This window comes from Phaeovulum sp. W22_SRMD_FR3 (genome assembly GCF_052113705.1).
Taxonomy (GTDB): domain Bacteria; phylum Pseudomonadota; class Alphaproteobacteria; order Rhodobacterales; family Rhodobacteraceae; genus JBGQOG01.
In genome coordinates, this window is sequence record NZ_JBGQOG010000020.1 from 1 (window position 1) to 18,027 (window position 18,027).

Sequence of the window (18,027 nt, forward strand, 5' to 3'; positions counted from 1 at the left end):
ATGGTGTCAAGATCAGGGTGCGGGTTTCCGGGGGCAGGAGCGTGTTTTGGACAGGCCGGGCGGCAGGGGAAGGAGGAAGGTGGTGCGAGCGGCGGAGGGGGGGGGAAGGGGGGGGGCCCTCCCCCCCAGGCCTGCGGCCTCCCCCCCGAGGTATTTTCGCCAAGAAGAAATGCGGCGCGGGTTTGGGCGCCGGGCAGGTGCAGGCCTTGGGGGAGAGGGCCGGGGCGCAGGCGGAGGGATGGGGCGCGCGCGCCCGGTGCTTTGCCTGATCTCAAATATCCCCGCCGGAGGCGCAGGCCGCCCGTGGCACTTTCAGTAGGAATCGTGGCTGTCGCCCTGCCAGTTGCGGGCCAGATCGCTGAAGCGGGTGAACTGCCCCTCGAAGGCCAGCTCGACATGGCCGATGGGGCCGTGGCGCTGCTTGCCGATGATCACCTCGGCCTTGCCGTGCACCTGCTCCATCAGCTGTTGCCAGGCGGCCATTTTCTCCAGCTCATGATCGCCCGGCTTCTCGCGTTCCTTATAATATTCATCGCGGTAGACGAACATCACCACATCGGCATCCTGCTCGATCGAGCCGGATTCGCGCAGGTCGGAGAGCTGCGGGCGTTTGTCCTCGCGGCTTTCCACCGTCCGGCTCAGCTGCGAGAGGGCGATGACCGGGATGTTAAGCTCTTTCGCGATGGCCTTCAGGCCCTGGGTGATCTCCGAGACCTCCTGCACGCGGTTGTCCTTGCCGCCGCCGGTGCCTTTGAGGAGCTGCAGATAGTCGACCATCAGCACATCGAGCCCATGCGTCCGCTTCAGGCGGCGGGCGCGGGCGGCAACCTGGCTGATCGGCAGCGCGGGCGTGTCGTCGATGAAGAGCGGGCAGCTTTCCAGCATCTTGGCGGCTTCGACAAAGCGACGGAATTCGGCTTCGGTCATATCGCCGCGGCGGATCTGTTCCGAGGGGACCTCGGCCGCCTCGGAGAGAATCCGGGCGGCGAGCTGTTCAGAGGACATCTCGAGGCTGAAGAACCCCACCACGCCACCTTCGATGGCGCCTTCATGGCCATCATGCGTGCGGCCCTTTTTATAGGCTTTGGCGATGTTATAGGCGATGTTGGTGGCCAGCGAGGTTTTCCCCATCGAGGGGCGCCCGGCGAGGATCAGAAGGTCGGAAGGGTGCAGACCGCCGAGCTTTTTGTCGAGATCGCGCAACCCGGTGGAAACGCCCGCCAGCCCGCCGTCGCGCTGATAGGCGGCATTGGCCGAATTCACCGCCTCGGTCACCGCTTTCAGGAAAGAGACGAAGCCCTTTTCCGCATGGCCCTGTTCGCCGAGCTTATAAAGATGTTGCTCTGCCGCCACGATCTGTTCGCGCGGGTCATCATGCACGGCGATCTGGCTGGCACGGGCGGAAATATCCTGGCCCAGCCGGATCAGCTCACGCCGCACGGCGAGGTCATAGATCATCTGCGCGTAGTCCCGCGCCGCATAGGCCGAAATCGCCGCCCCGGCGAGCCGCGCCAGATAGGCAGGGCCGCCGAGTTCCTTCAGCCCGTCGTCATCCTCAAGATAGCCTTTCAGCGTGACCGGCGAGGCGAGGGCGTTTTTCTGGATCCGCGCCACCGCCACTTCAAAGATGCGCTGGTGGACCGGCTCATAGAAATGCTCGGCCTTCAGCAAAGCGGCGATCCGGTCGTAAATGTCGTTGTTGGTCAGGATCGCGCCCAGCAATTGCTGCTCGGCCTCGACGTTATGCGGCAGGGCCTCGGGCGTCGCATCGGTGCCATAGGTTGCGGGCATGCCGCCATTCGGAAGGATCGCGATCTCGTTCATCTATGCCTCAACTTGTCTCTCGCAGGCCGTCATGTGGTGCGGCCTGTCGGGGCGTTTCGGGACCAAGCGCCCGCCATACCGGCACCGGCGCGAAATGGCAAAAAGGATAACCCTGGGGATAAACCTGTGGGTTCTGCGCGCGGAGGTCCAGATCTGGGGTGCCATGGCGGGCAGCTTACCACATCAGGGGGGGCTCCGTCGAGGTTGCGGGGGGAATCGGCCATAACGGGCTCAATGGCGCAGTTTACCCCCGCATTGCCCACAGGCTTATCCCCAGAAAAGGCGAAGCGGCGGCGGATCTTCTCCGCCACCGTTGCAGGGGTGCCGCGGGGACCTCTGGCTCAGGCCGGTTTGCGGGCCTCTTGCCAGGCGCGCGGCGCTTTCAGGAAGGCCTCGACCTCGTCCAGCGTTGCCGCGTCAAAAGCGCCTTGCGCCCGCGCCTCGGCCAGCACGTCCCACCAGGTGCAGAGGTAATGCAGCTGCACGCCATGGTCGCCCAAACGCGCCTCGGTCCCCTCGAAAATCCCGTAGTAAAAGATCACGGCGGTGTGGGCGCAGCTGGCCCCCGTCTCGCGGATCGCATCCACAAAGGAGAGTTTTGAGCCGCCATCGGTGGTCAGGTCTTCGACCAGAAGCACCCGCTGGCCTTCGCTCATCGCGCCTTCGATGCGGGCGTTGCGGCCATAGCCTTTCGGCTTTTTGCGCACATAGGTCATCGGCAGCGCCAGACGCTCGGCCACGAAAGCGGCGAAGGGAATCCCCGCCGTCTCGCCGCCCGCGATGTTGTCGAAGGCCTCAAAGCCCGCGTCGCGCATCACGGTGACGGCCAGAAAATCCATCAAGGTTGAGCGGATGCGCGGATAGGAGATCAGCTTGCGGCAATCGATATAGGTCGGCGAGGGCAGGCCCGAGGCCAAAGTGAAGGGCTCGGCCGCGTTGAAATGCACGGCTTTGATTTCCAGAAGCATCCGCGCGGTGAGGCGGGCGATTTCTTCTTTCGGGGGGAAGCTGGAGGGGATCATCTCGGGGGTCCTATCGTTGTGTTTCTTCTTGGTCCAAATACCTCCCGCGGAGCGGCCCCGGCCGGGGCAGACGCCTCCGGCGGAGGTATTTGCGCCAGGAGAATTGTCAGTCTTGCACGCGCCAGAAGACCGGGTAGCCCGGATCAAAGACGGTCACCGGCCCGGCGCCGGTTTCGATTTTTTCGGGCCATTCAGTGGGGGTTGCGGATTTGACCAGCGTCAGCTGCGCGTCGTTCACCGGCAGGCGGTAGAAGGCGGCGCCATTGCGGCTGGCGAAGGCTTCGAGTTTCTCCAGCGCGCCGTCTTCCTCGAACACATGCGCCAAGAGCGGCATGGTATTGGTGGCGGTGAAGCAGCCCGCGCAGCCGCAGGCATGTTCCTTCAGCGCGTCGATATGCGGGGCGGAATCGGTGCCGAGGAAGAACCGTGCCTCGCCCGAGGTGGCGGCCGCGCGCAACGCGAGGCGGTGCTCTTCGCGTTTCGCCACCGGCAAGCAATAGTAATGCGGCTTGATCCCGCCCACGAGGATGTGGTTGCGGTTGATGATCAGGTGATGCGTGGTGATCGTGGCCGCAAGGTCATCGCCGCCTGCGCGGGCGTAATCGACGCCCTGTTTGGTGGTGATGTGCTCCATCACCACCCGCAGGCCCGGGGTTGCGCGACGGATCGGGTCGAGCACCGTGTCGATGAACACCGCCTCGCGGTCGAAGATGTCCACCGAGGGTGTGGTTACTTCGCCATGCATGCAAAGCGGCAGGCCGATCTCGGCCATTTTTTCCAGCACACCGCGCACCTTGTCGAAATTCGACACGCCGGAATGCGAATTGGTGGTGGCGCCCGCGGGGTAGAGCTTGACCGCTTTCACGAGGCCCGAGGCATGGGCGGCGGCCACATCGGCAGGGTCCGTTGCCTCGGTCAGATAGAGCGTCATCAGGGGCTCGAACGCCATGCCTTCGGGCAGGGCCGCCAGGATGCGGTCGCGGTAGGCGATTGCATCGGCGGCGGTCACCACCGGGGGCACAAGGTTCGGCATGATGATCGCGCGGGCAAAATCCCGGGCGGTTTCAGGCAGGATCCCCTGCAGCATCGCGCCATCGCGCAGGTGCAGGTGCATGTCGTCGGGGCGCGGAAGCGTGAGGCTCTGGGTCATGGATTTGCCCTACACCGGGCGGGGGCGTTTTTCCAGTGGGCGGTGATGATTTTCCATCGGGGTTGGATTTCGTCATCTGCTTATATTTTGATCTATATGATGCAATTTTCGGCGTATCGCGCGGCGAAGGAGGGCGTGGGCTGCGCCGGGGCGCGGCGGGCATGGCATCCGCCGGGGCGCTGCCGCAAAGATGGCGTATGTATGATGCGCACCCTCAGATGATGATGCAGCGGGCCCGGGGACGGGCGCTGGTTGCCCTTGGCCCCGATGGCCGGGGCAGTCTGGGCCTGCGCGATCTGGCGCAGGCGGGCTCGGCCAAGGCGTTTTTGCCCAGCATTCACGCGCCGGTGCCGGAAGTTGTTTTTCTGAACACTTCCGGGGGTTTGACCGGCGGTGATGACCTGGAATTCCGCCTTGATCTGGGGGCGGGGGCGCGCGCTGTCGCCACCACTCAGACCGCCGAGCGGGCCTATGCCAGCGGCGGTGGCCGGGCCGCGATGCGGGTGATGATGCAGGTGGGGGCCGGGGGTAGGCTCGATTGGTTGCCGCAGGAGACGATCCTCTATCAGGGCTCGGGTCTGGCGCGGCTGACGCGGGTGGATCTGGCACCGGATGCGCGGCTGCTGATGGCCGAGATGGTGGTGCTGGGCCGCGCGGCGATGGGCGAGACGGTGACGGATCTGGCGTTTTCCGATCGGCGTGAGGTTTGGCGCGCGGGGCGGCCGGTCTGGGTGGAGCCTTTCGCGCTCGACACGCCCGCCTTGCGCCCCAGTGCCGCGCTCTTGCAGGGGGCGCGGGCTTTCGCCACGCTGGCGCTGGTGGTGCCGGGGGCCGAGGCGGCAGTGGCGGCCTTGCGCGCCCTGACCCTTCCGGATGTCAGCTTTGCGGTGTCGGGCTGGGACGGGCGGCTGATCCTGCGCGCCCATGCGGCCGACGGCCTGCCGCTGAAACGCGGGCTGGCGGCGATATTGAAAATTCTGCGGCAGGGCGCGCCCCTGCCGCGTGTCTGGCAGATCTGAGGAATGGCATGAACCTGACCCCGCGTGAAAAAGACAAATTGCTGATCAGCCTTGCTGCGATGGTGGCCCGGGGCCGCAAGGAGCGCGGCGTTCTGCTCAACCACCCGGAGGCCATCGCGCTGATCACCGATTTCGTGGTCGAGGGCGCGCGGGCGGGCCGCAGCGTTGCCGATCTGATGCAGGCGGGGGCGGGCGTCGTCGCTGCCGCCGATTGCATGCCCGGCATTGCCGAGATGATCCATGAGGTGCAGGTCGAGGCGACCTTCCCCGATGGCACCAAACTTGTCACCGTTCACCACCCGATCCGCTGAGGAGACCGCGATGAAGAAACTGATCCTTGCTGCTGCTGCCCTGACCCCCACGGCCGCGCTCGCGCATCCGGGGCATGAGGTGTTCGGCTTTGGCGCGGGCATTTTGCATCCGCTGACGGGCACTGATCACCTCTTGGCGATGCTGGGCGTGGGGCTGCTGGCCGCCGTGGCGGGGGGGCGCGCGCTTTGGGCGGCGCCGCTGACCTTTGTGGGCGCGATGCTGGCGGGCGGAGCCTTTGGCGCGGGTCAGGGGATGCTGGCCGGGGTGGAGCCGATGATTCTCGCCTCGATCATCCTTCTGGGGGCGGCGGTTGCGCTGGCGGCCCGGATGCCGCTGATGCTGATGCTGCCGATGCTCGCGCTGTTTGGTGCGGCGCATGGGGTGGCGCATGGGGCCGAAGGGGCCGAGCTGGGCGTGGGCCTTGCGGAATATGCGGCGGGATTTGCGCTGGCGACCGCGGCGTTGCACGGCGCGGGGCTGGTGCTGGGCGCCGGGCTGGCGCGGCTGGGCGCGCTCGCGCCGCGGCTGATGGGCGGGTCGATGATGGCGGCGGGCCTGGCCCTTGCCGTGGCGGGGTGAGCCGATGATTCCGGGTGAGATTTTCCCCGCCGAGGGCGAGATTGAGCTGAACGCCGGGGCGCCGGTCACCGTGCTGATGGTGGCCAATACCGGCGACCGTCCGGTGCAGGTGGGCAGCCATTACCATTTCGCCGAGGCCAATCCGGGCCTGAGCTTTGACCGCGCCGCCGCGCGGGGGCAGCGGCTGGACATTGCCGCGGGCACCGCCGTGCGGTTCGAGCCGGGGCAGAGGCGCGAAGTCTCGCTGGTGCCGCTCTCGGGCGCGCGTGAGGTCTATGGCTTCAATCAGCAGGTTATGGGAAAGCTGTAAGGGACATCCATGCCCGAGCCGAAAAGGTCTTTTCCATGAACAAACGCTCTCTCCTGCCCTTGCTCGCAGCCCTGCTGGCCGCCCCCGCCGCTTTCGCGCAACAGATCGATTGCGACAATGCGATGGTGCAGGCCGATATCACCGCCTGCGCCGCCGAGGATTTCAAATCCGCCGATGGCGATCTGAACGAGACCTATGCCCAGGCCGTCGCGGCGATGAAGGAGATCGATTCCTATCAGCCCGAAGGGGATCGCGGCGCCGAAGAGGCGCTGCGTGTGGCCCAACGCGCCTGGTTGCCCTACCGCGACGCCACCTGCGCCGCCGAGGGGTGGATGATGCACGGCGGCTCAATGGAACAAACCGTGGTATACGGCTGTTTGGCTGATGTGACACGGGCGCGGACGGAAGCGCTGCGAACGCTCTTTGAGCAGAATTGAGACCACGATGATGGAGATGGTGTTTAATCCCTTCGATGCATGGAAACTCGGGTTTGAAATGACCCGGATGGGCGTTGAGGCGCAGGCCGTCATCGCCATGCGCATGGCGGGGATGATGGGGCTTTGGGCCACGAACCCGGCCGAAAACAACCGGATGGTGCGGGAAAAGCAGGTCGCGGCGGCGGCGTCGATGATGGCTGTCGGACGCGCGGCGATGGCGGGGGAATCCGCCACCAATGTGATGCGCGCCGGGTTGAAACCCATTGGCCGCAAAACCGCCTCCAACGCCCGCCGCCTCGCGCGGCTGGGCCCGCAACTGCCCTCAGGGGCGTGAAAATCAACCCCGGGCGGCGGCGCTCAGCTGCCGCCCGGAAAGACCTGCAAGCGCCCTGTCTCGGGGCCCTCTGACTGACTTTTGCTGATCCGTCCCTGCTGACCCCTCCCCGGAAAGGACCGCCATGCCCGCCCGTATTTCCCGCGCCACCTATGCCGATATGTATGGCCCGACCACCGGTGACCGGCTGCGTCTGGGCGATACCGAGATCATCATCGAGGTGGAGAAGGATTTCACCACCTATGGCGAAGAGGTGAAATTCGGCGGCGGCAAGGTGATCCGCGACGGTATGGGCCAGTCTCAGGTCACCCGCGCGGGCGGGGCGGTGGATACCGTCATCACCAATGCGCTGATCCTTGATCATTGGGGGATCGTGAAGGCGGATGTGGGCCTGAAAGACGGCCGGATCGCCGCCATCGGCAAGGCAGGCAACCCCGACACGCAGCCCGGCGTCACCATCATCGTCGGCCCTGGCACCGAGGTGATCGCGGGCGAGGGGCGCATCCTGACCCCCGGCGGCATTGACGCGCATATCCATTTCATCTGCCCGCAACAGATTGAAGACGCTTTGCATTCCGGCCTGACCACCATGATGGGCGGCGGCACCGGCCCCGCGCATGGGACGCTCGCCACCACCTGCACCCCCGGCCCCTGGCATCTGGGGCGGATGATCCAGGCGGCGGATGCCTTTCCGATGAACCTTGCTTTTGCGGGCAAGGGCAATGCCAGCCTGCCCGCCGCGCTGGAGGAGCAGATCCTCGGCGGTGCGGCCTGTCTGAAACTGCATGAGGATTGGGGCACGACCCCCGGCGCGATTGATTGCTGCCTGGGCGTCGCGGATGATTATGACGTGCAGGTGATGATCCACACCGACACGCTGAACGAATCCGGCTTTGTCGAGAACACTCTGGCCGCGATCAAGGGCCGCACCATCCACGCCTTCCACACCGAAGGTGCGGGCGGCGGCCATGCGCCCGACATCATCAAAGTGGTCAGCAGCCCGAATGTGATCCCGTCTTCGACCAACCCGACGATGCCCTACACCAAGAACACCATCGAAGAGCATCTCGACATGCTGATGGTTTGCCACCACCTCGACAAAAAGGTGCCGGAAGACGTGGCCTTCGCCGAAAGCCGGATCCGGCGCGAGACGATTGCGGCGGAAGACATTCTGCATGACATCGGTGCCTTCTCGATCCTGTCCTCGGACAGTCAGGCGATGGGACGGGTGGGCGAGGTGATCACCCGCACCTGGCAGACCGCGCATAAGATGAAGCTGCAGCGCGGCCGTCTGGCGGAAGAGACCGGGGCGAATGATAACGTCCGCGCCAAGCGCTATATCGCGAAATACACCATCAACCCGGCGATCGCGCAGGGCCTCTCGCAGCATGTGGGCAGCATCGAGGTGGGCAAACGCGCCGATCTGGTGCTCTGGTCCCCGGCGTTCTTTGGCGCGAAACCCGATATGGTCCTGATCGGCGGCATGATCGCCTGCGCGCAGATGGGCGATCCGAATGCCTCGATCCCGACGCCGCAGCCGGTCTACACGCGGCCGATGTTTGGCGCCTATGGCCGGGCGGTGGAACGCTCGGCGGTGGTCTTCACCTCGGCGTCGGCCTTGGGCGAGGGGCTGCGCGACCGGCTCGGCGTGGCCAAGGAGATGCTCGCGGTGCAAAACACCCGCGGCATCGGCAAGGCCGATATGATCCACAATGCCGAGATGCCGCAGATTGAGGTGAACCCGGAAACCTATGAGGTCCGCGCCAATGGCGAGCTGCTCACCTGCGAACCGGCGGGAGAGCTGCCGCTGGCGCAACGGTATTTCCTCTACTGAGCAAAGACTTGCCGGACCGCTCACCTTTCACGCATTTGCGAACCGCCGCCCCTTGCGCCAGCCTCGGGGCGGCGTCAGCATGCGGGCCGCTGACATCCCCCGCTGAAAGGCCGCATCATGCTGAAATCCCGCCATATGCTCCTGCCGCTGCTCGTGCCGCTGGCCCTGATGGGGTGCAACGATCCGGGCTTTCGCGGCGCCTCCGGCGTGCAGGTGGTCGAGGCACCGGCGGTGGCCAGCTGCACCTTTCTCGCCACGGTGACCATGGCGCCGCCAACCTATGGCGTGCTGGCGCAACAGGGCGTCAGCTATGCGCGCAACAAGATTCTCGACGATGCCCGCAAAGCCGGGGCAACGCATGCGGTCTTCGACCCCGTGGTGCCCGGCGCACCGGTCTACGAGCTGAAGGCGCAGGCCTATCGCTGCTGAATTGGGCAGCTGGCGAAGACGGTTGCCGCAAGTGCATAGCTGCATTGCAGAATTTTGACGCTGCAATGCAGAAACCGCATGGCAGGCTTGCCGCATTGTCGGTGGTTACGGCAGCGGGTCTGTCCTATCTTCAAGAGCAAGGGGGACATGATCCCAAGCCTAAGGAGATACCAGATGGCCTTCGCCAGCACCGCCCACGCCACCGCCGCCCGCAACAAAAGCTTTGGCAAATCCGTTGCCCAATTCTTCGAGGGTCTCGGCCAAGGCCTTGCCGCCTACATGGAACGTCATGCACGTATGGCGGAAATCACCCGTCTGAACGAGATGACCGATGCCGAACTCGCCAAACTGGGCGTGAAACGCGACCGCATCGCCCAATACGTCTTCCGCGACCGCTTCTACATCTGAGCCTCTCGCAGGGCGCGACCGCTCCAACCGGCCCGGCAAGCTTGCCGGGCGGGGCAGGGACCGCGATACTGAGCCGGGTCGTCCAGAGGGCGGCCCCGTCGTATCGCCGAAATCCCCGTTACCCGACCGGAAAGGAGCGCGCATGAGCCTGCCGCATTCCCATCTTTACCTGCGCGCCGATGAGTGGCAGCCGCTGGGCCCCGCCGCCGACCGCGTCAGCCTGAGCTATGCCGAGCGTCTCTTGCGCCGCAAACGGCTGGTCACGGTGGCCGGCATGGCCTTTCTGGTCGATCTGGCCGAGACCGTCAGCCTCAATCAGGGCGATGCGTTCAGCCTGGAAGATGGCCGCCTGATCGAAGTGACCGCCGATGTCGAAGACGTGGTCTCGGTCCGCGGTGACATGCCGCGCCTGGCTTGGCATATCGGCAACCGCCACACCCCCTGTCAGATTGAAGCCGACCGGCTGGTGATCGCCCGCGATCATGTGCTGGAGGCGATGCTGCGGCAGCTGGGCGCGGATATTTCCTATTCCAACGAACCCTTTACGCCCGAAGGTGGCGCCTATGGCCATGGCCGCACCATGGGGCATGAGCATGGCACGGCGAGCATTGCCACGCCCGGGCAAAGCCCCGAGGCTTTCGGTCTGCACCATCACGGCGACGGCCAATGGCACAGCCACGGGCCCACGGGGCACAGCGCGGACCACAGCCATGCCCCGCTGATGGCGCCGCTGCCCGGCCCACGCGGCACCACATGAGCGACCGCGATCTGCTGACCCTGATGCAATGGCTGTCCCCGGCGTTTCCGGTGGGCGGCTATGCCTATTCCCACGGGCTGGAGGCGGCGATCGTCGCGGGCGAACTGCGCACGGGGGCAGAGATTGAGGGCTGGCTGCGCGACATTCTGCGCTTCGGCTCCGGTCATCTCGACGCCTGCCTGCTGGCGCAGGCGCTGCATCCGGCGGCCGATCACGCAGCGCTCACCGATCTTGCCCGCGCGCTGGCCGCCAGTGCCGAGCGGGCGGAGGAGACCGAGGCGCAGGGCGGGGCCTTTACCCGCGCCACCAATGCCTTGCTGGCGGCAGATCACCCCCCGGCGCCGTTGCCGGTGGCGGTGGGCCGCGCGGCGGCGGGGCTGGCCCTCGCGCCCGAACGGGTGGTGGCGATGTATCTGCACGCATTCTTTTCCAACCTCATTCAGGGCGCGGTCCGCTTTGTGCCTTTGGGCCAGACCGAGGGGCAGCGCATCCTGCAGGCGCTGCACGCCGACATCGAGACCGTGGCGGCGGCGGCGGTGGCCGCACCGCAGCATCTGCATTCCTCGGCCTTCGGCGCGGATATGGCCGCGATGCGGCACGAAGATCTGGAAGTGCGGATTTTCAAGACATGATAAAGACTTACACGACTGAACTCACCTTAGGAGGCGCGCGATGAAATCCCCCAACGGACCCTTGCGCATCGGCATCGGCGGCCCGGTCGGTGCCGGAAAGACCACGCTGACCGCCGCATTGTGCCGCGCGCTCTCGGCGAAATACTCGGTCGCCGTGGTCACCAATGACATCTACACCCGCGAGGATGCCGAGTTTCTGATGAAGGCACAGGTGCTGCCCCTGGAGCGGATCCGCGGCGTGGAGACCGGCGGCTGTCCGCATACGGCGATCCGCGAAGATGCCAGCATCAACCTCGCCGCCATCGCTGATCTGCGGCAGGCCTTCCCGGATCTCGATATCGTGCTAATTGAATCGGGCGGCGACAATCTGGCGGCCACCTTCAGCCCGGAACTGGCAGATCTGACGCTTTATGTCATCGACACCGCCGCCGGGCAGGATATTCCGCGCAAAAAGGGGCCGGGGGTGACGCGTTCGGATCTGTTGGTGGTGAACAAGACCGATCTGGCGCCCTATGTCGGCGTGGATCCGGTGCTGCTGGAAAGCGACACAAGGGCGGCGCGGGGTGCGCGGCCCTATGTGATGGCCAGCCTGCGGGCGGGCAAAGGTGTGCCGGAAGTGGTGGCCTTCATCGAGGAAGCCGGGGGGTTTTAGGCCCCTCGGATCGTCGCTGCCCGCCCGCCCTTGGCTGTCAGTCAGCAAGCTCGGGGCGGCGTACCGGCGGCAGGCAGCGGCCCTGCGCCTTCAGCTCTGCCTCAAGTTGTCCCTGACGCGCGCGGAAACGCGGGCCGTTCAGCCGGGTGGCGGCATTGCGGCAGAGGAGCGCGTTGAGAAAGGGCCGTCCCTCTTCCAAGAGCCGCCCCGAGATCTGCCGCAGGAAGCGCGGCGAGTTGCGGCGGGCACGGTAGAGCTTCCAGAAAGTCGAGGCGGTGAATTTCCCCTCGCAGGCCGCTTCAAGAAGGGGCTGCAGGATTTTGAAACTGCTGAGCAAATCCGCAACCTCGCTGCCCGCGTAGGGGCAGGGCAGCTTGGTCACGAACGGCTTGGTAAAGAGCGCGGCATGCATCGCATCCAGCGGCTGATCGGGATCGAAGACCACGAAGACCTCGCCCGCGCCCTCGATCATGTCGGGCGCATAGCCGTAGCGGTCGGTGAAAGAGGTGCGGCGCATGTCGGTGTGGCGATTGTCCCAACCTGAAACGCGCGGATCCAGCGTGGCCTGTGGCTGCACCAGCAGCACCGTCGCGCCGGGGGCGGTGACGGAAAAGGCCGCCGCCGCATAGGCCGCCATGCCGGCGCCGTAAAACACGACCTGATCGAAATCTTCAAAGAAGGCGTCATCCACCAGCCGGTCGAAATAGGCGAAAACCCGGGGGTCGCGGTACCAGCTGTCCTCATGCGCAATGATCGACAGATGCGACCAGCCATGTTTGCGGGTGATCGCATAGCCCATCGGCAGCTGATCGTCCTGGCTGTCACGGATGCTGTTCATCGTCTCGAACGTGACCAGCAGCACCGGGCCTTCATCGGCAAAAAAGGCAGAATGCCGCGCGCCGAGCGGCTCAAAATACCCCGCCTCTTCACCGATATCCTCCAGACGCGCCAGCCAATCGGCGGCGCTGAGTTGGGTCAGGTCGGTCTCGGGCAGTGTCTGGGTCATTCAGGGCCTCCGCCATAGGGCATTGGGGGTCGCATCATTCAAAAGCGTTGTGTCAATATGACAGGTGTAACACGGCCTTTTTGCGCCCGGAATAAGGGCAGGATTGGGAAAGATTGCGATTGGGGCAAGTCCCGTGGTCAATCCTCGGCCTCCGGCGGGATTGTTGCCTGATGATGCGCAAAGGCCCGCGCATTCAGTTCGGCCATATACTGCGCGCGGGGGCCGCTGATCGGCTGGCTGGGCGGAGTCATCATCAGGCGGCCAAACATGTCGCGGGCGGCGTCATTCAGCATAAGCTCTTGAAACTTATTGTGCCTCCAGGCGACGGCAGCCGCGTGCAGGCGCTGCAATTCCGCATCCGCCGCAAAGGTCGCCCGCTGGGCGGCCACAGGCTCTTCCAGGGCGGAGATGGAGCTGTCCTCGGCGCTGGAGAAGTTCCGCTCCACCCAATAGGACAGGTCAAACCCCTCGGCGCCGCGGTTGGCGCGCCCCCGGTCACATTTCACCACATAGCTTTCCATCGCGCCGAGCGCATAGTGGTTCAGCTGAACAATTTGATAATTATCCCGGCCAAAGGCAGAGAAAACCCGGCCGCTGTGAAACAGCGCGGGCATCTCGCGGCCCGAGCCGTCGAACCAGCGCTGCGTCTTGAGGCGGGCGGGGTCGGGGTTGCGGGGGCGGTGCACGCCGAGCTTGCGGTAGCAGCCATCGTTGCGAAACAGGGTTTTGAACATCGCCGCGCGCCAGGGCCAGCCCATCACCGCAGGCGCCGCGCGGCGGAACTGCTGCGTCATCGGCAGATCGCGGTAGCTGATCACGCCATCATTGCCAAACAGCCGCCAGGTCATCGGGATCGCTGTTGCCTCGGGCAGGGCGGCCAGAAGATCGGGCAGGCGGTGGCCGCCCGCGTGGATGTTCACATATTCATCGACGTCGAAAAACATCAGCCATGGGGCGGCTTTGACCAGCGGATGCTTGTCGGCCTGTTTCAGCGCCTCCCATTGCGGACCCTTGGGGTAGGGGCCGGTTTGCGGCACATGCGTGACAAGGCCAAGCGCCGCCAGCCGGTCGAGGATCTCGCCCGTTCCGTCGTCGCAATCGTTTGAATAGATGAGGAAATGATCAAACCCCACCACCAGGTGATGCGCGATCCAGTCGAGGAGAAACGCCCCCTCATTCTTGACGGCGGTGACGGCCAGAAACCGGAGCTTGAGGTCAGCTTGTCCCGCAGTCATCGGCCTCCCCTTCGGTGCGTTGCCCCTGTTTAGCACCGGGCAAGCGGCGGGCCAAGCGGCCCGCCTTCAGAGAGCCGCAATCTTCAGAAAAACGCCTGCAAGCCGGTGATGGCGCGGCCGAGGATCAGCGCATGAACGTCATGCGTGCCCTCATAGGTGTTCACCGTCTCAAGGTTGACCATATGGCGAATGACCTGGAATTCCTCGGAAATCCCGTTGCCGCCATGCATGTCGCGCGCCCAGCGGGCGATGTCCAGCGCCTTGCCGCAATTGTTGCGCTTGACGATCGAGATCATCTCGGGCGCGGCATTGGCGCTGTCCATCAACCGGCCCACCTGCAGGCTGGCCTGCAGGCCAAGGCTGATTTCGGTCATCATATTCGCCAGTTTCAGCTGGAAGAGCTGGGTCTGCGCAATCGGCTTGTTGAACTGCTTGCGGTCAAGCCCGTATTGCCGTGCGGCATGCAGGCAGAACTCTGCCGCGCCCAGCACGCCCCAGCTGATCCCGTACCGCGCGCGGTTGAGGCAGCCAAACGGCCCTTTCAGCCCCTCCACATGCGGCAAGAGCGCGTCTTCGCCCACCTCGACGCCGTCCATCACGATCTCGCCGGTGATCGAGGCCCGGAGCGAGAGCTTGCCGCCGATCTTCGGTGCCGAGAGACCTTTCATGCCTTTTTCCAGCACAAAACCGCGGATTTTACCGCCATGCGCCTCGGATTTCGCCCAGATCACAAAGACATCGGCGATCGGCGCATTCGAGATCCACATCTTCGACCCGGTGAGTTTATACCCCGTCGCGGTCTTTTCGGCGCGGGTTTTCATCCCGGCGGGGTCAGAGCCCGCATCCGGTTCGGTCAGGCCGAAACAGCCGATCCATTCGCCCGAGGCCAGTTTCGGCAGATATTTCATCCGCTGCTCTTCCGAGCCATAGGCGTAGATCGGATAGATCACGAGAGAGGATTGCACCGACATCATGCTGCGATAGCCGCTGTCGACCCGCTCCACCTCGCGCGCGATCAGCCCGTAGGAGACGTAAGAGGCGCCAAGGCCGCCATATTGTTCGGGCAGGGTGGCGCCCAACAGGCCCATCTCGCCCATTTCGCGGAAGATCGCCGGATCGGTGCTTTCCTCGGCAAAGGCCTTGATGACGCGCGGCTGCAATTTGTCCTGCGCATAGGCCCGCGCCCCGTCGCGCAAAGCCCGCTCTTCCTCGGTCAGCTGGTCGTTCAGGCGGAACGGATCCTCCCAGTCGAAGCGGCCGAGGTCGGGGGCGTCTTTGGCTTTCAGCGTCGGTTTCATCGCATCCTCCGGGACATAGTGTTGCGGACAGTCTAGCGCCGGGGCTTGCCGGGTACAAATGAATAGGGTTTACAAGTTCATGAGGAAATCTCATGGAGTCCGGTTCATGCGCCACGCCTATACCCCCACGTTGAGCGAGCTGCAGGCCTTTGTGCAGGCGGCGCGCAGCGGTTCGGCCACCGGGGCGGCGGCGGCGCTGGGGCTGACGCAAAGCGCGGTCAGCCGGGCGCTTGGCACGCTGGAGGCGCGGCTGGGGGTGCAGCTGTTCCTGCGGCTGCGGCAACGTCTGGTGCTGTCGGATGCCGGGCGGGCGATGCTGGGCGATGCCGAGCGGATCCTCGCGGATCTGCAGGCCACCGCGATGACGGTGATGAGTTTTGGCGGCCATGATCAGGTGCTGCGCATCGCCTGCCTGCCCAGTTTCGGCGCGGCCTGGCTGATCCCGCGGCTGGCGGGTTTTGCGCGGGCGGCCCCGCAGGTGACCTATGATGTCAGCACCACGCTCAGCCCGCTGGATTTCGCCCGCGATGCCCGCGATGTGGCGGTGGTGCGCGGGCCGGTTAGCGGGCAGGGGTTGCAGGTGGATGTGCTGTGCGAAGAGCAGCTGGTGGCGGTGGCGGCGCCTGCTTTGGTGGGGGCGGGGCCGCTGGCCGATGCCGATCTGGCAATGCTGCCGCTCTTGCAGCAATCCACGCGGCCAAACCTTTGGCTGGATTGGTTTTTGCATGCGGGGCTCGACCCGATCACCATTCTGCGCGGGCCGCGGTTTGAGCAATTTGCCATGGTGCTGGCGGCGGCCAAGGCGGGGCTTGGCGTGGCGCTGGTGCCCGAAGTTCTGGTGGCGGGCGATCTGGCGGCGGGGCAATTGCGGCTGGCCTCCGGGCGGCGGCTGGCCAGCGGCACGCCCTATGTGCTGGTCGTGCCCGAGCGCAGCGCGCCGGTGCCCGCGGTGGCGCAGTTGCGCGCCTATCTCGCGGGGCTGGCGGCCTAAAATGTGCGGCGGGCGGCGCGTCTTTGCGCCCAGCGGCCGATGATCGGCGCGATGATGATCACCAGAAAGATCCGCGTCAGATGGTGGGTCACCACAAAGGCCACATCGGCGCCGGTGACGATGGCAATCACCGCCATTTCGCCCTGGCCGCCCGGCAGGAAGGACAGCATCAGATCCAGCGGCGGGGCCGAGGAAAGATGGATGGCCACCTCGATAAAGCCGACCGAGATCACCGCGAGCAGCAGCGAAAACGCCACCCCAGCGCCGACATAGACCCGCAATTCGCGGTGGGTGATGCCCGCATATTTCGCCCCGACCGCGATCCCGATGAAGAATTGCGCCGCCCAGATCACCTCGGCAGGCGGGCGCTGATGGATCAGCCCGGCCAGGCTGAGGCAGGCGGTGGCGATCAGCGGCCCGAGAATCGAGGCGCCGAACAGATGCACCCGCTCGGCCAGTTGCCAGCCCCCCAGACCGGCCAGCAACATCAGCGCCAGTTCGTGCAGCGGCACGTCGCCGATATGCACCCCGGGGGGGCGCGTCAGATCGGCGCCATAAAACACCTGCAGCAGGATCGGCGCGGCGGTGACGATGACAAGCACCCGCGTCGCATGCGCCAGACTCATGGCACGCACATCGCCGCCCGCCTCCTCGCCAAAAATCAGCATGTCCTGCAGCCCGCCCGGCATGGCCGAATAGAAAGCGGTGGCATGGTCAAAGCCCATGACCTTGCGAAAGAACGGATAGCCGATGCCGCCGATCACCAGAATGAACAGGGGCACCAGCGCGAGGGTGGTGATGTGGCCGGGCATGGCGCGGATCAGATCCGGCGTCACGGTTGCGCCGATGGCCACACCCAGAAAGGTGCGCATGAAGATGCCAAACACCCCCATGCCGCGCAACGGCGCACCCGCCAGCGCAAAGATCAGACAGCCGATCATCGGCCCGAGCAAAAGCGGCAGCGGCAGCCCGAGGGTGACGAAGATCACGGCGCCACACACCGCCGCCGCCAGCGTCAGCGCCCGCCCGCGCAGCATCTGCGGCGCAAAAAAGCCCGTCTCCGCCGCCGCCGGGGTGGCCGGGGCCTGCTGCGGGCCGCCCGCCGCGCCGTCACGGTTGCTGATGCCTGCGTCTGCGGAACCACCAGTCTCAGTCCCGCTCCCACTCCCCATGCCTGACGCCGTGTTGACGGGCGGGGCATCTGCCGTTGGTGAGAGCGGCTGATCCGTCGGGACCGTGCCGTCCGGCATCGGCGACTCACCCGGTGCCGGGGCGGGGTTTGCCGGGACCTCGCTGTCGGGCATGCTCTGGGGAGCGCCCCGGGGGGCGTCCGGCCCGTCTGCGGCCGCCGGTGCGGCCTGCCTGTCCTTGGCAGCAAGGGGTTGCGGGGTCGAAACGCCGGGCTGATCGGCCTTGTCGTCGCCCATGTCTTCGGGCGTCACTTCGGGCAGATGCGGGGGGTGAGAGGGCGGCGTCATGGCGATCTCCTGCCGGGTGGGCACTGGGGGGACGGCGGCTTTTACCCCGAAAGCCCACGCAAAGAAACGCGCCCGCCCGAAGAATTTGATTTCGGTCAAAGTGCTGCGGCGCAAGCCCGCGTAGAAAAGCGGCAGGGTTCGGGCTCAGCGGGCCCCGACGTCTCCCTGTTGTCTTCCCGTTGTGCCCGCCGGATCTCCCTCCGGTCGCCCTGCACAGAGCCGGATCTCCCTCCGGCAGTGCATCTGATGCCGGGTTTCCCGCCCCCATCAGTTCCGCGCGCCAGTGCTTGCGCTGGTGCCAGAGCGCCGCGGATCTCCCT

The 18,027-nt window shown here is 65.6% G+C and carries 20 protein-coding genes; 13 read left to right on the top strand and 7 right to left on the bottom strand.

The window, feature by feature from the left end:
- Positions 1-312 precede the first annotated feature (312 nt).
- From ACEN2S_RS19130 to pyrC, 3 genes are all read right to left on the bottom strand, one after another.
- Positions 313-1,824 carry a replicative DNA helicase gene (locus tag ACEN2S_RS19130; protein ID WP_441869246.1) on the bottom strand — a complete coding sequence of 504 codons (1,512 nt, stop codon included), beginning with the start codon at positions 1,822-1,824 and terminating at the stop codon, positions 313-315.
- Positions 1,825-2,165: 341 nt separating this feature from the next.
- Positions 2,166-2,846, bottom strand: coding sequence for an orotate phosphoribosyltransferase (locus ACEN2S_RS19135; protein WP_441869249.1), 681 nt, complete (start codon positions 2,844-2,846; stop codon positions 2,166-2,168).
- A gap of 106 nt (positions 2,847-2,952) precedes the next feature.
- Positions 2,953-3,996: a dihydroorotase gene (gene pyrC, locus ACEN2S_RS19140; RefSeq protein ID WP_441869252.1), complete on the bottom strand. Its 1,044-nt coding sequence runs from the start codon at positions 3,994-3,996 to the stop codon at positions 2,953-2,955.
- Positions 3,997-4,193: 197 nt separating this feature from the next.
- Between pyrC and ACEN2S_RS19145 the strand changes: the two genes are divergently transcribed.
- The 12 genes from ACEN2S_RS19145 (at position 4,194) to ureG (ending at position 11,699) form a co-directional block, all read left to right on the top strand.
- On the top strand, positions 4,194-5,015 hold the full coding sequence (locus ACEN2S_RS19145; RefSeq protein ID WP_441869255.1) for an urease accessory protein UreD: 822 nt from the start codon (positions 4,194-4,196) through the stop codon (positions 5,013-5,015).
- Between the two features lie 8 nt (positions 5,016-5,023).
- Positions 5,024-5,326 carry an urease subunit gamma gene (locus ACEN2S_RS19150; RefSeq protein WP_441869258.1) on the top strand — a complete coding sequence of 101 codons (303 nt, stop codon included), beginning with the start codon at positions 5,024-5,026 and terminating at the stop codon, positions 5,324-5,326.
- Positions 5,327-5,336: 10 nt separating this feature from the next.
- Positions 5,337-5,906: a HupE/UreJ family protein gene (locus ACEN2S_RS19155; RefSeq protein ID WP_441869261.1), complete on the top strand. Its 570-nt coding sequence runs from the start codon at positions 5,337-5,339 to the stop codon at positions 5,904-5,906.
- A gap of 4 nt (positions 5,907-5,910) precedes the next feature.
- Positions 5,911-6,216, top strand: coding sequence for an urease subunit beta (locus ACEN2S_RS19160; protein ID WP_441869263.1), 306 nt, complete (start codon positions 5,911-5,913; stop codon positions 6,214-6,216).
- Positions 6,217-6,251: 35 nt separating this feature from the next.
- Positions 6,252-6,653, top strand: coding sequence for a lysozyme inhibitor LprI family protein (locus ACEN2S_RS19165; protein ID WP_441869266.1), 402 nt, complete (start codon positions 6,252-6,254; stop codon positions 6,651-6,653).
- A 7-nt stretch (positions 6,654-6,660) separates the two neighbouring features.
- Positions 6,661-6,987, top strand: coding sequence for a hypothetical protein (locus ACEN2S_RS19170; protein WP_441869269.1), 327 nt, complete (start codon positions 6,661-6,663; stop codon positions 6,985-6,987).
- 124 nt (positions 6,988-7,111) lie between these two features.
- The gene (gene ureC / locus ACEN2S_RS19175) at positions 7,112-8,821 is read left to right on the top strand and encodes an urease subunit alpha (protein WP_441869272.1); all 1,710 of its coding nucleotides are present in this window, start codon (positions 7,112-7,114) and stop codon (positions 8,819-8,821) included.
- Positions 8,822-8,938: 117 nt separating this feature from the next.
- Positions 8,939-9,250 (top strand): hypothetical protein, encoded by a 312-nt coding sequence (locus ACEN2S_RS19180; protein ID WP_441869275.1) that lies wholly within the window; start codon positions 8,939-8,941, stop codon positions 9,248-9,250.
- A gap of 174 nt (positions 9,251-9,424) precedes the next feature.
- Entirely contained in the window at positions 9,425-9,658 is a 234-nt protein-coding gene (locus tag ACEN2S_RS19185) for a hypothetical protein (protein WP_441869278.1), read from the top strand.
- A gap of 142 nt (positions 9,659-9,800) precedes the next feature.
- Positions 9,801-10,415: an urease accessory protein UreE gene (locus ACEN2S_RS19190; protein ID WP_441869281.1), complete on the top strand. Its 615-nt coding sequence runs from the start codon at positions 9,801-9,803 to the stop codon at positions 10,413-10,415.
- The gene (locus ACEN2S_RS19195; protein WP_441869284.1) at positions 10,412-11,047 is read left to right on the top strand and encodes an urease accessory protein UreF; all 636 of its coding nucleotides are present in this window, start codon (positions 10,412-10,414) and stop codon (positions 11,045-11,047) included. Before ACEN2S_RS19190 ends, ACEN2S_RS19195 begins: the two co-directional genes overlap by 4 nt.
- 40 nt (positions 11,048-11,087) lie before the next feature.
- Positions 11,088-11,699, top strand: coding sequence for an urease accessory protein UreG (gene ureG / locus ACEN2S_RS19200; RefSeq protein WP_441869287.1), 612 nt, complete (start codon positions 11,088-11,090; stop codon positions 11,697-11,699).
- 37 nt (positions 11,700-11,736) lie between these two features.
- Here ureG and ACEN2S_RS19205 read toward each other — a convergent pair whose 3' ends face one another.
- The 3 genes from ACEN2S_RS19205 to ACEN2S_RS19215 form a co-directional block, all read right to left on the bottom strand.
- On the bottom strand, positions 11,737-12,705 hold the full coding sequence (locus ACEN2S_RS19205) for a phosphoadenosine phosphosulfate reductase (protein WP_441869290.1): 969 nt from the start codon (positions 12,703-12,705) through the stop codon (positions 11,737-11,739).
- A gap of 137 nt (positions 12,706-12,842) precedes the next feature.
- The gene (locus tag ACEN2S_RS19210; protein ID WP_441869293.1) at positions 12,843-13,940 is read right to left on the bottom strand and encodes a glycosyltransferase family 2 protein; all 1,098 of its coding nucleotides are present in this window, start codon (positions 13,938-13,940) and stop codon (positions 12,843-12,845) included.
- An 83-nt stretch (positions 13,941-14,023) separates the two neighbouring features.
- Positions 14,024-15,238 (bottom strand): acyl-CoA dehydrogenase, encoded by a 1,215-nt coding sequence (locus ACEN2S_RS19215; protein WP_441869296.1) that lies wholly within the window; start codon positions 15,236-15,238, stop codon positions 14,024-14,026.
- Positions 15,239-15,344: 106 nt separating this feature from the next.
- Here ACEN2S_RS19215 and ACEN2S_RS19220 point away from each other — a divergent pair, with 106 nt between their 5' ends.
- Positions 15,345-16,229 (top strand): LysR substrate-binding domain-containing protein, encoded by an 885-nt coding sequence (locus tag ACEN2S_RS19220; protein ID WP_441869299.1) that lies wholly within the window; start codon positions 15,345-15,347, stop codon positions 16,227-16,229.
- Here ACEN2S_RS19220 and ACEN2S_RS19225 read toward each other — a convergent pair.
- Entirely contained in the window at positions 16,226-17,707 is a 1,482-nt protein-coding gene (locus ACEN2S_RS19225; protein WP_441869302.1) for an AbrB family transcriptional regulator, read from the bottom strand. The two genes, ACEN2S_RS19220 and ACEN2S_RS19225, sit on opposite strands and share 4 nt — an antisense overlap.
- Positions 17,708-18,027 lie beyond the last annotated feature (320 nt).

What these genes read in the sequence shown, in the direction of transcription:
- ACEN2S_RS19130 (WP_441869246.1), bottom strand. Translation starts at nt 1,824, where the DNA reads ATGAACGAGATCGCGATCCTTCCGAATGGCGGCATGCCCGCAACCTAT.
- ACEN2S_RS19135 (WP_441869249.1), bottom strand. Translation starts at nt 2,846, where the DNA reads ATGATCCCCTCCAGCTTCCCCCCGAAAGAAGAAATCGCCCGCCTCACC.
- pyrC (WP_441869252.1), bottom strand. Translation starts at nt 3,996, where the DNA reads ATGACCCAGAGCCTCACGCTTCCGCGCCCCGACGACATGCACCTGCAC.
- ACEN2S_RS19145 (WP_441869255.1), top strand. Translation starts at nt 4,194, where the DNA reads ATGTATGATGCGCACCCTCAGATGATGATGCAGCGGGCCCGGGGACGG.
- ACEN2S_RS19150 (WP_441869258.1), top strand. Translation starts at nt 5,024, where the DNA reads ATGAACCTGACCCCGCGTGAAAAAGACAAATTGCTGATCAGCCTTGCT.
- ACEN2S_RS19155 (WP_441869261.1), top strand. Translation starts at nt 5,337, where the DNA reads ATGAAGAAACTGATCCTTGCTGCTGCTGCCCTGACCCCCACGGCCGCG.
- ACEN2S_RS19160 (WP_441869263.1), top strand. Translation starts at nt 5,911, where the DNA reads ATGATTCCGGGTGAGATTTTCCCCGCCGAGGGCGAGATTGAGCTGAAC.
- ACEN2S_RS19165 (WP_441869266.1), top strand. Translation starts at nt 6,252, where the DNA reads ATGAACAAACGCTCTCTCCTGCCCTTGCTCGCAGCCCTGCTGGCCGCC.
- ACEN2S_RS19170 (WP_441869269.1), top strand. Translation starts at nt 6,661, where the DNA reads ATGATGGAGATGGTGTTTAATCCCTTCGATGCATGGAAACTCGGGTTT.
- ureC (WP_441869272.1), top strand. Translation starts at nt 7,112, where the DNA reads ATGCCCGCCCGTATTTCCCGCGCCACCTATGCCGATATGTATGGCCCG.
- ACEN2S_RS19180 (WP_441869275.1), top strand. Translation starts at nt 8,939, where the DNA reads ATGCTGAAATCCCGCCATATGCTCCTGCCGCTGCTCGTGCCGCTGGCC.
- ACEN2S_RS19185 (WP_441869278.1), top strand. Translation starts at nt 9,425, where the DNA reads ATGGCCTTCGCCAGCACCGCCCACGCCACCGCCGCCCGCAACAAAAGC.
- ACEN2S_RS19190 (WP_441869281.1), top strand. Translation starts at nt 9,801, where the DNA reads ATGAGCCTGCCGCATTCCCATCTTTACCTGCGCGCCGATGAGTGGCAG.
- ACEN2S_RS19195 (WP_441869284.1), top strand. Translation starts at nt 10,412, where the DNA reads ATGAGCGACCGCGATCTGCTGACCCTGATGCAATGGCTGTCCCCGGCG.
- ureG (WP_441869287.1), top strand. Translation starts at nt 11,088, where the DNA reads ATGAAATCCCCCAACGGACCCTTGCGCATCGGCATCGGCGGCCCGGTC.
- ACEN2S_RS19205 (WP_441869290.1), bottom strand. Translation starts at nt 12,705, where the DNA reads ATGACCCAGACACTGCCCGAGACCGACCTGACCCAACTCAGCGCCGCC.
- ACEN2S_RS19210 (WP_441869293.1), bottom strand. Translation starts at nt 13,940, where the DNA reads ATGACTGCGGGACAAGCTGACCTCAAGCTCCGGTTTCTGGCCGTCACC.
- ACEN2S_RS19215 (WP_441869296.1), bottom strand. Translation starts at nt 15,238, where the DNA reads ATGAAACCGACGCTGAAAGCCAAAGACGCCCCCGACCTCGGCCGCTTC.
- ACEN2S_RS19220 (WP_441869299.1), top strand. Translation starts at nt 15,345, where the DNA reads ATGCGCCACGCCTATACCCCCACGTTGAGCGAGCTGCAGGCCTTTGTG.
- ACEN2S_RS19225 (WP_441869302.1), bottom strand. Translation starts at nt 17,707, where the DNA reads ATGACGCCGCCCTCTCACCCCCCGCATCTGCCCGAAGTGACGCCCGAA.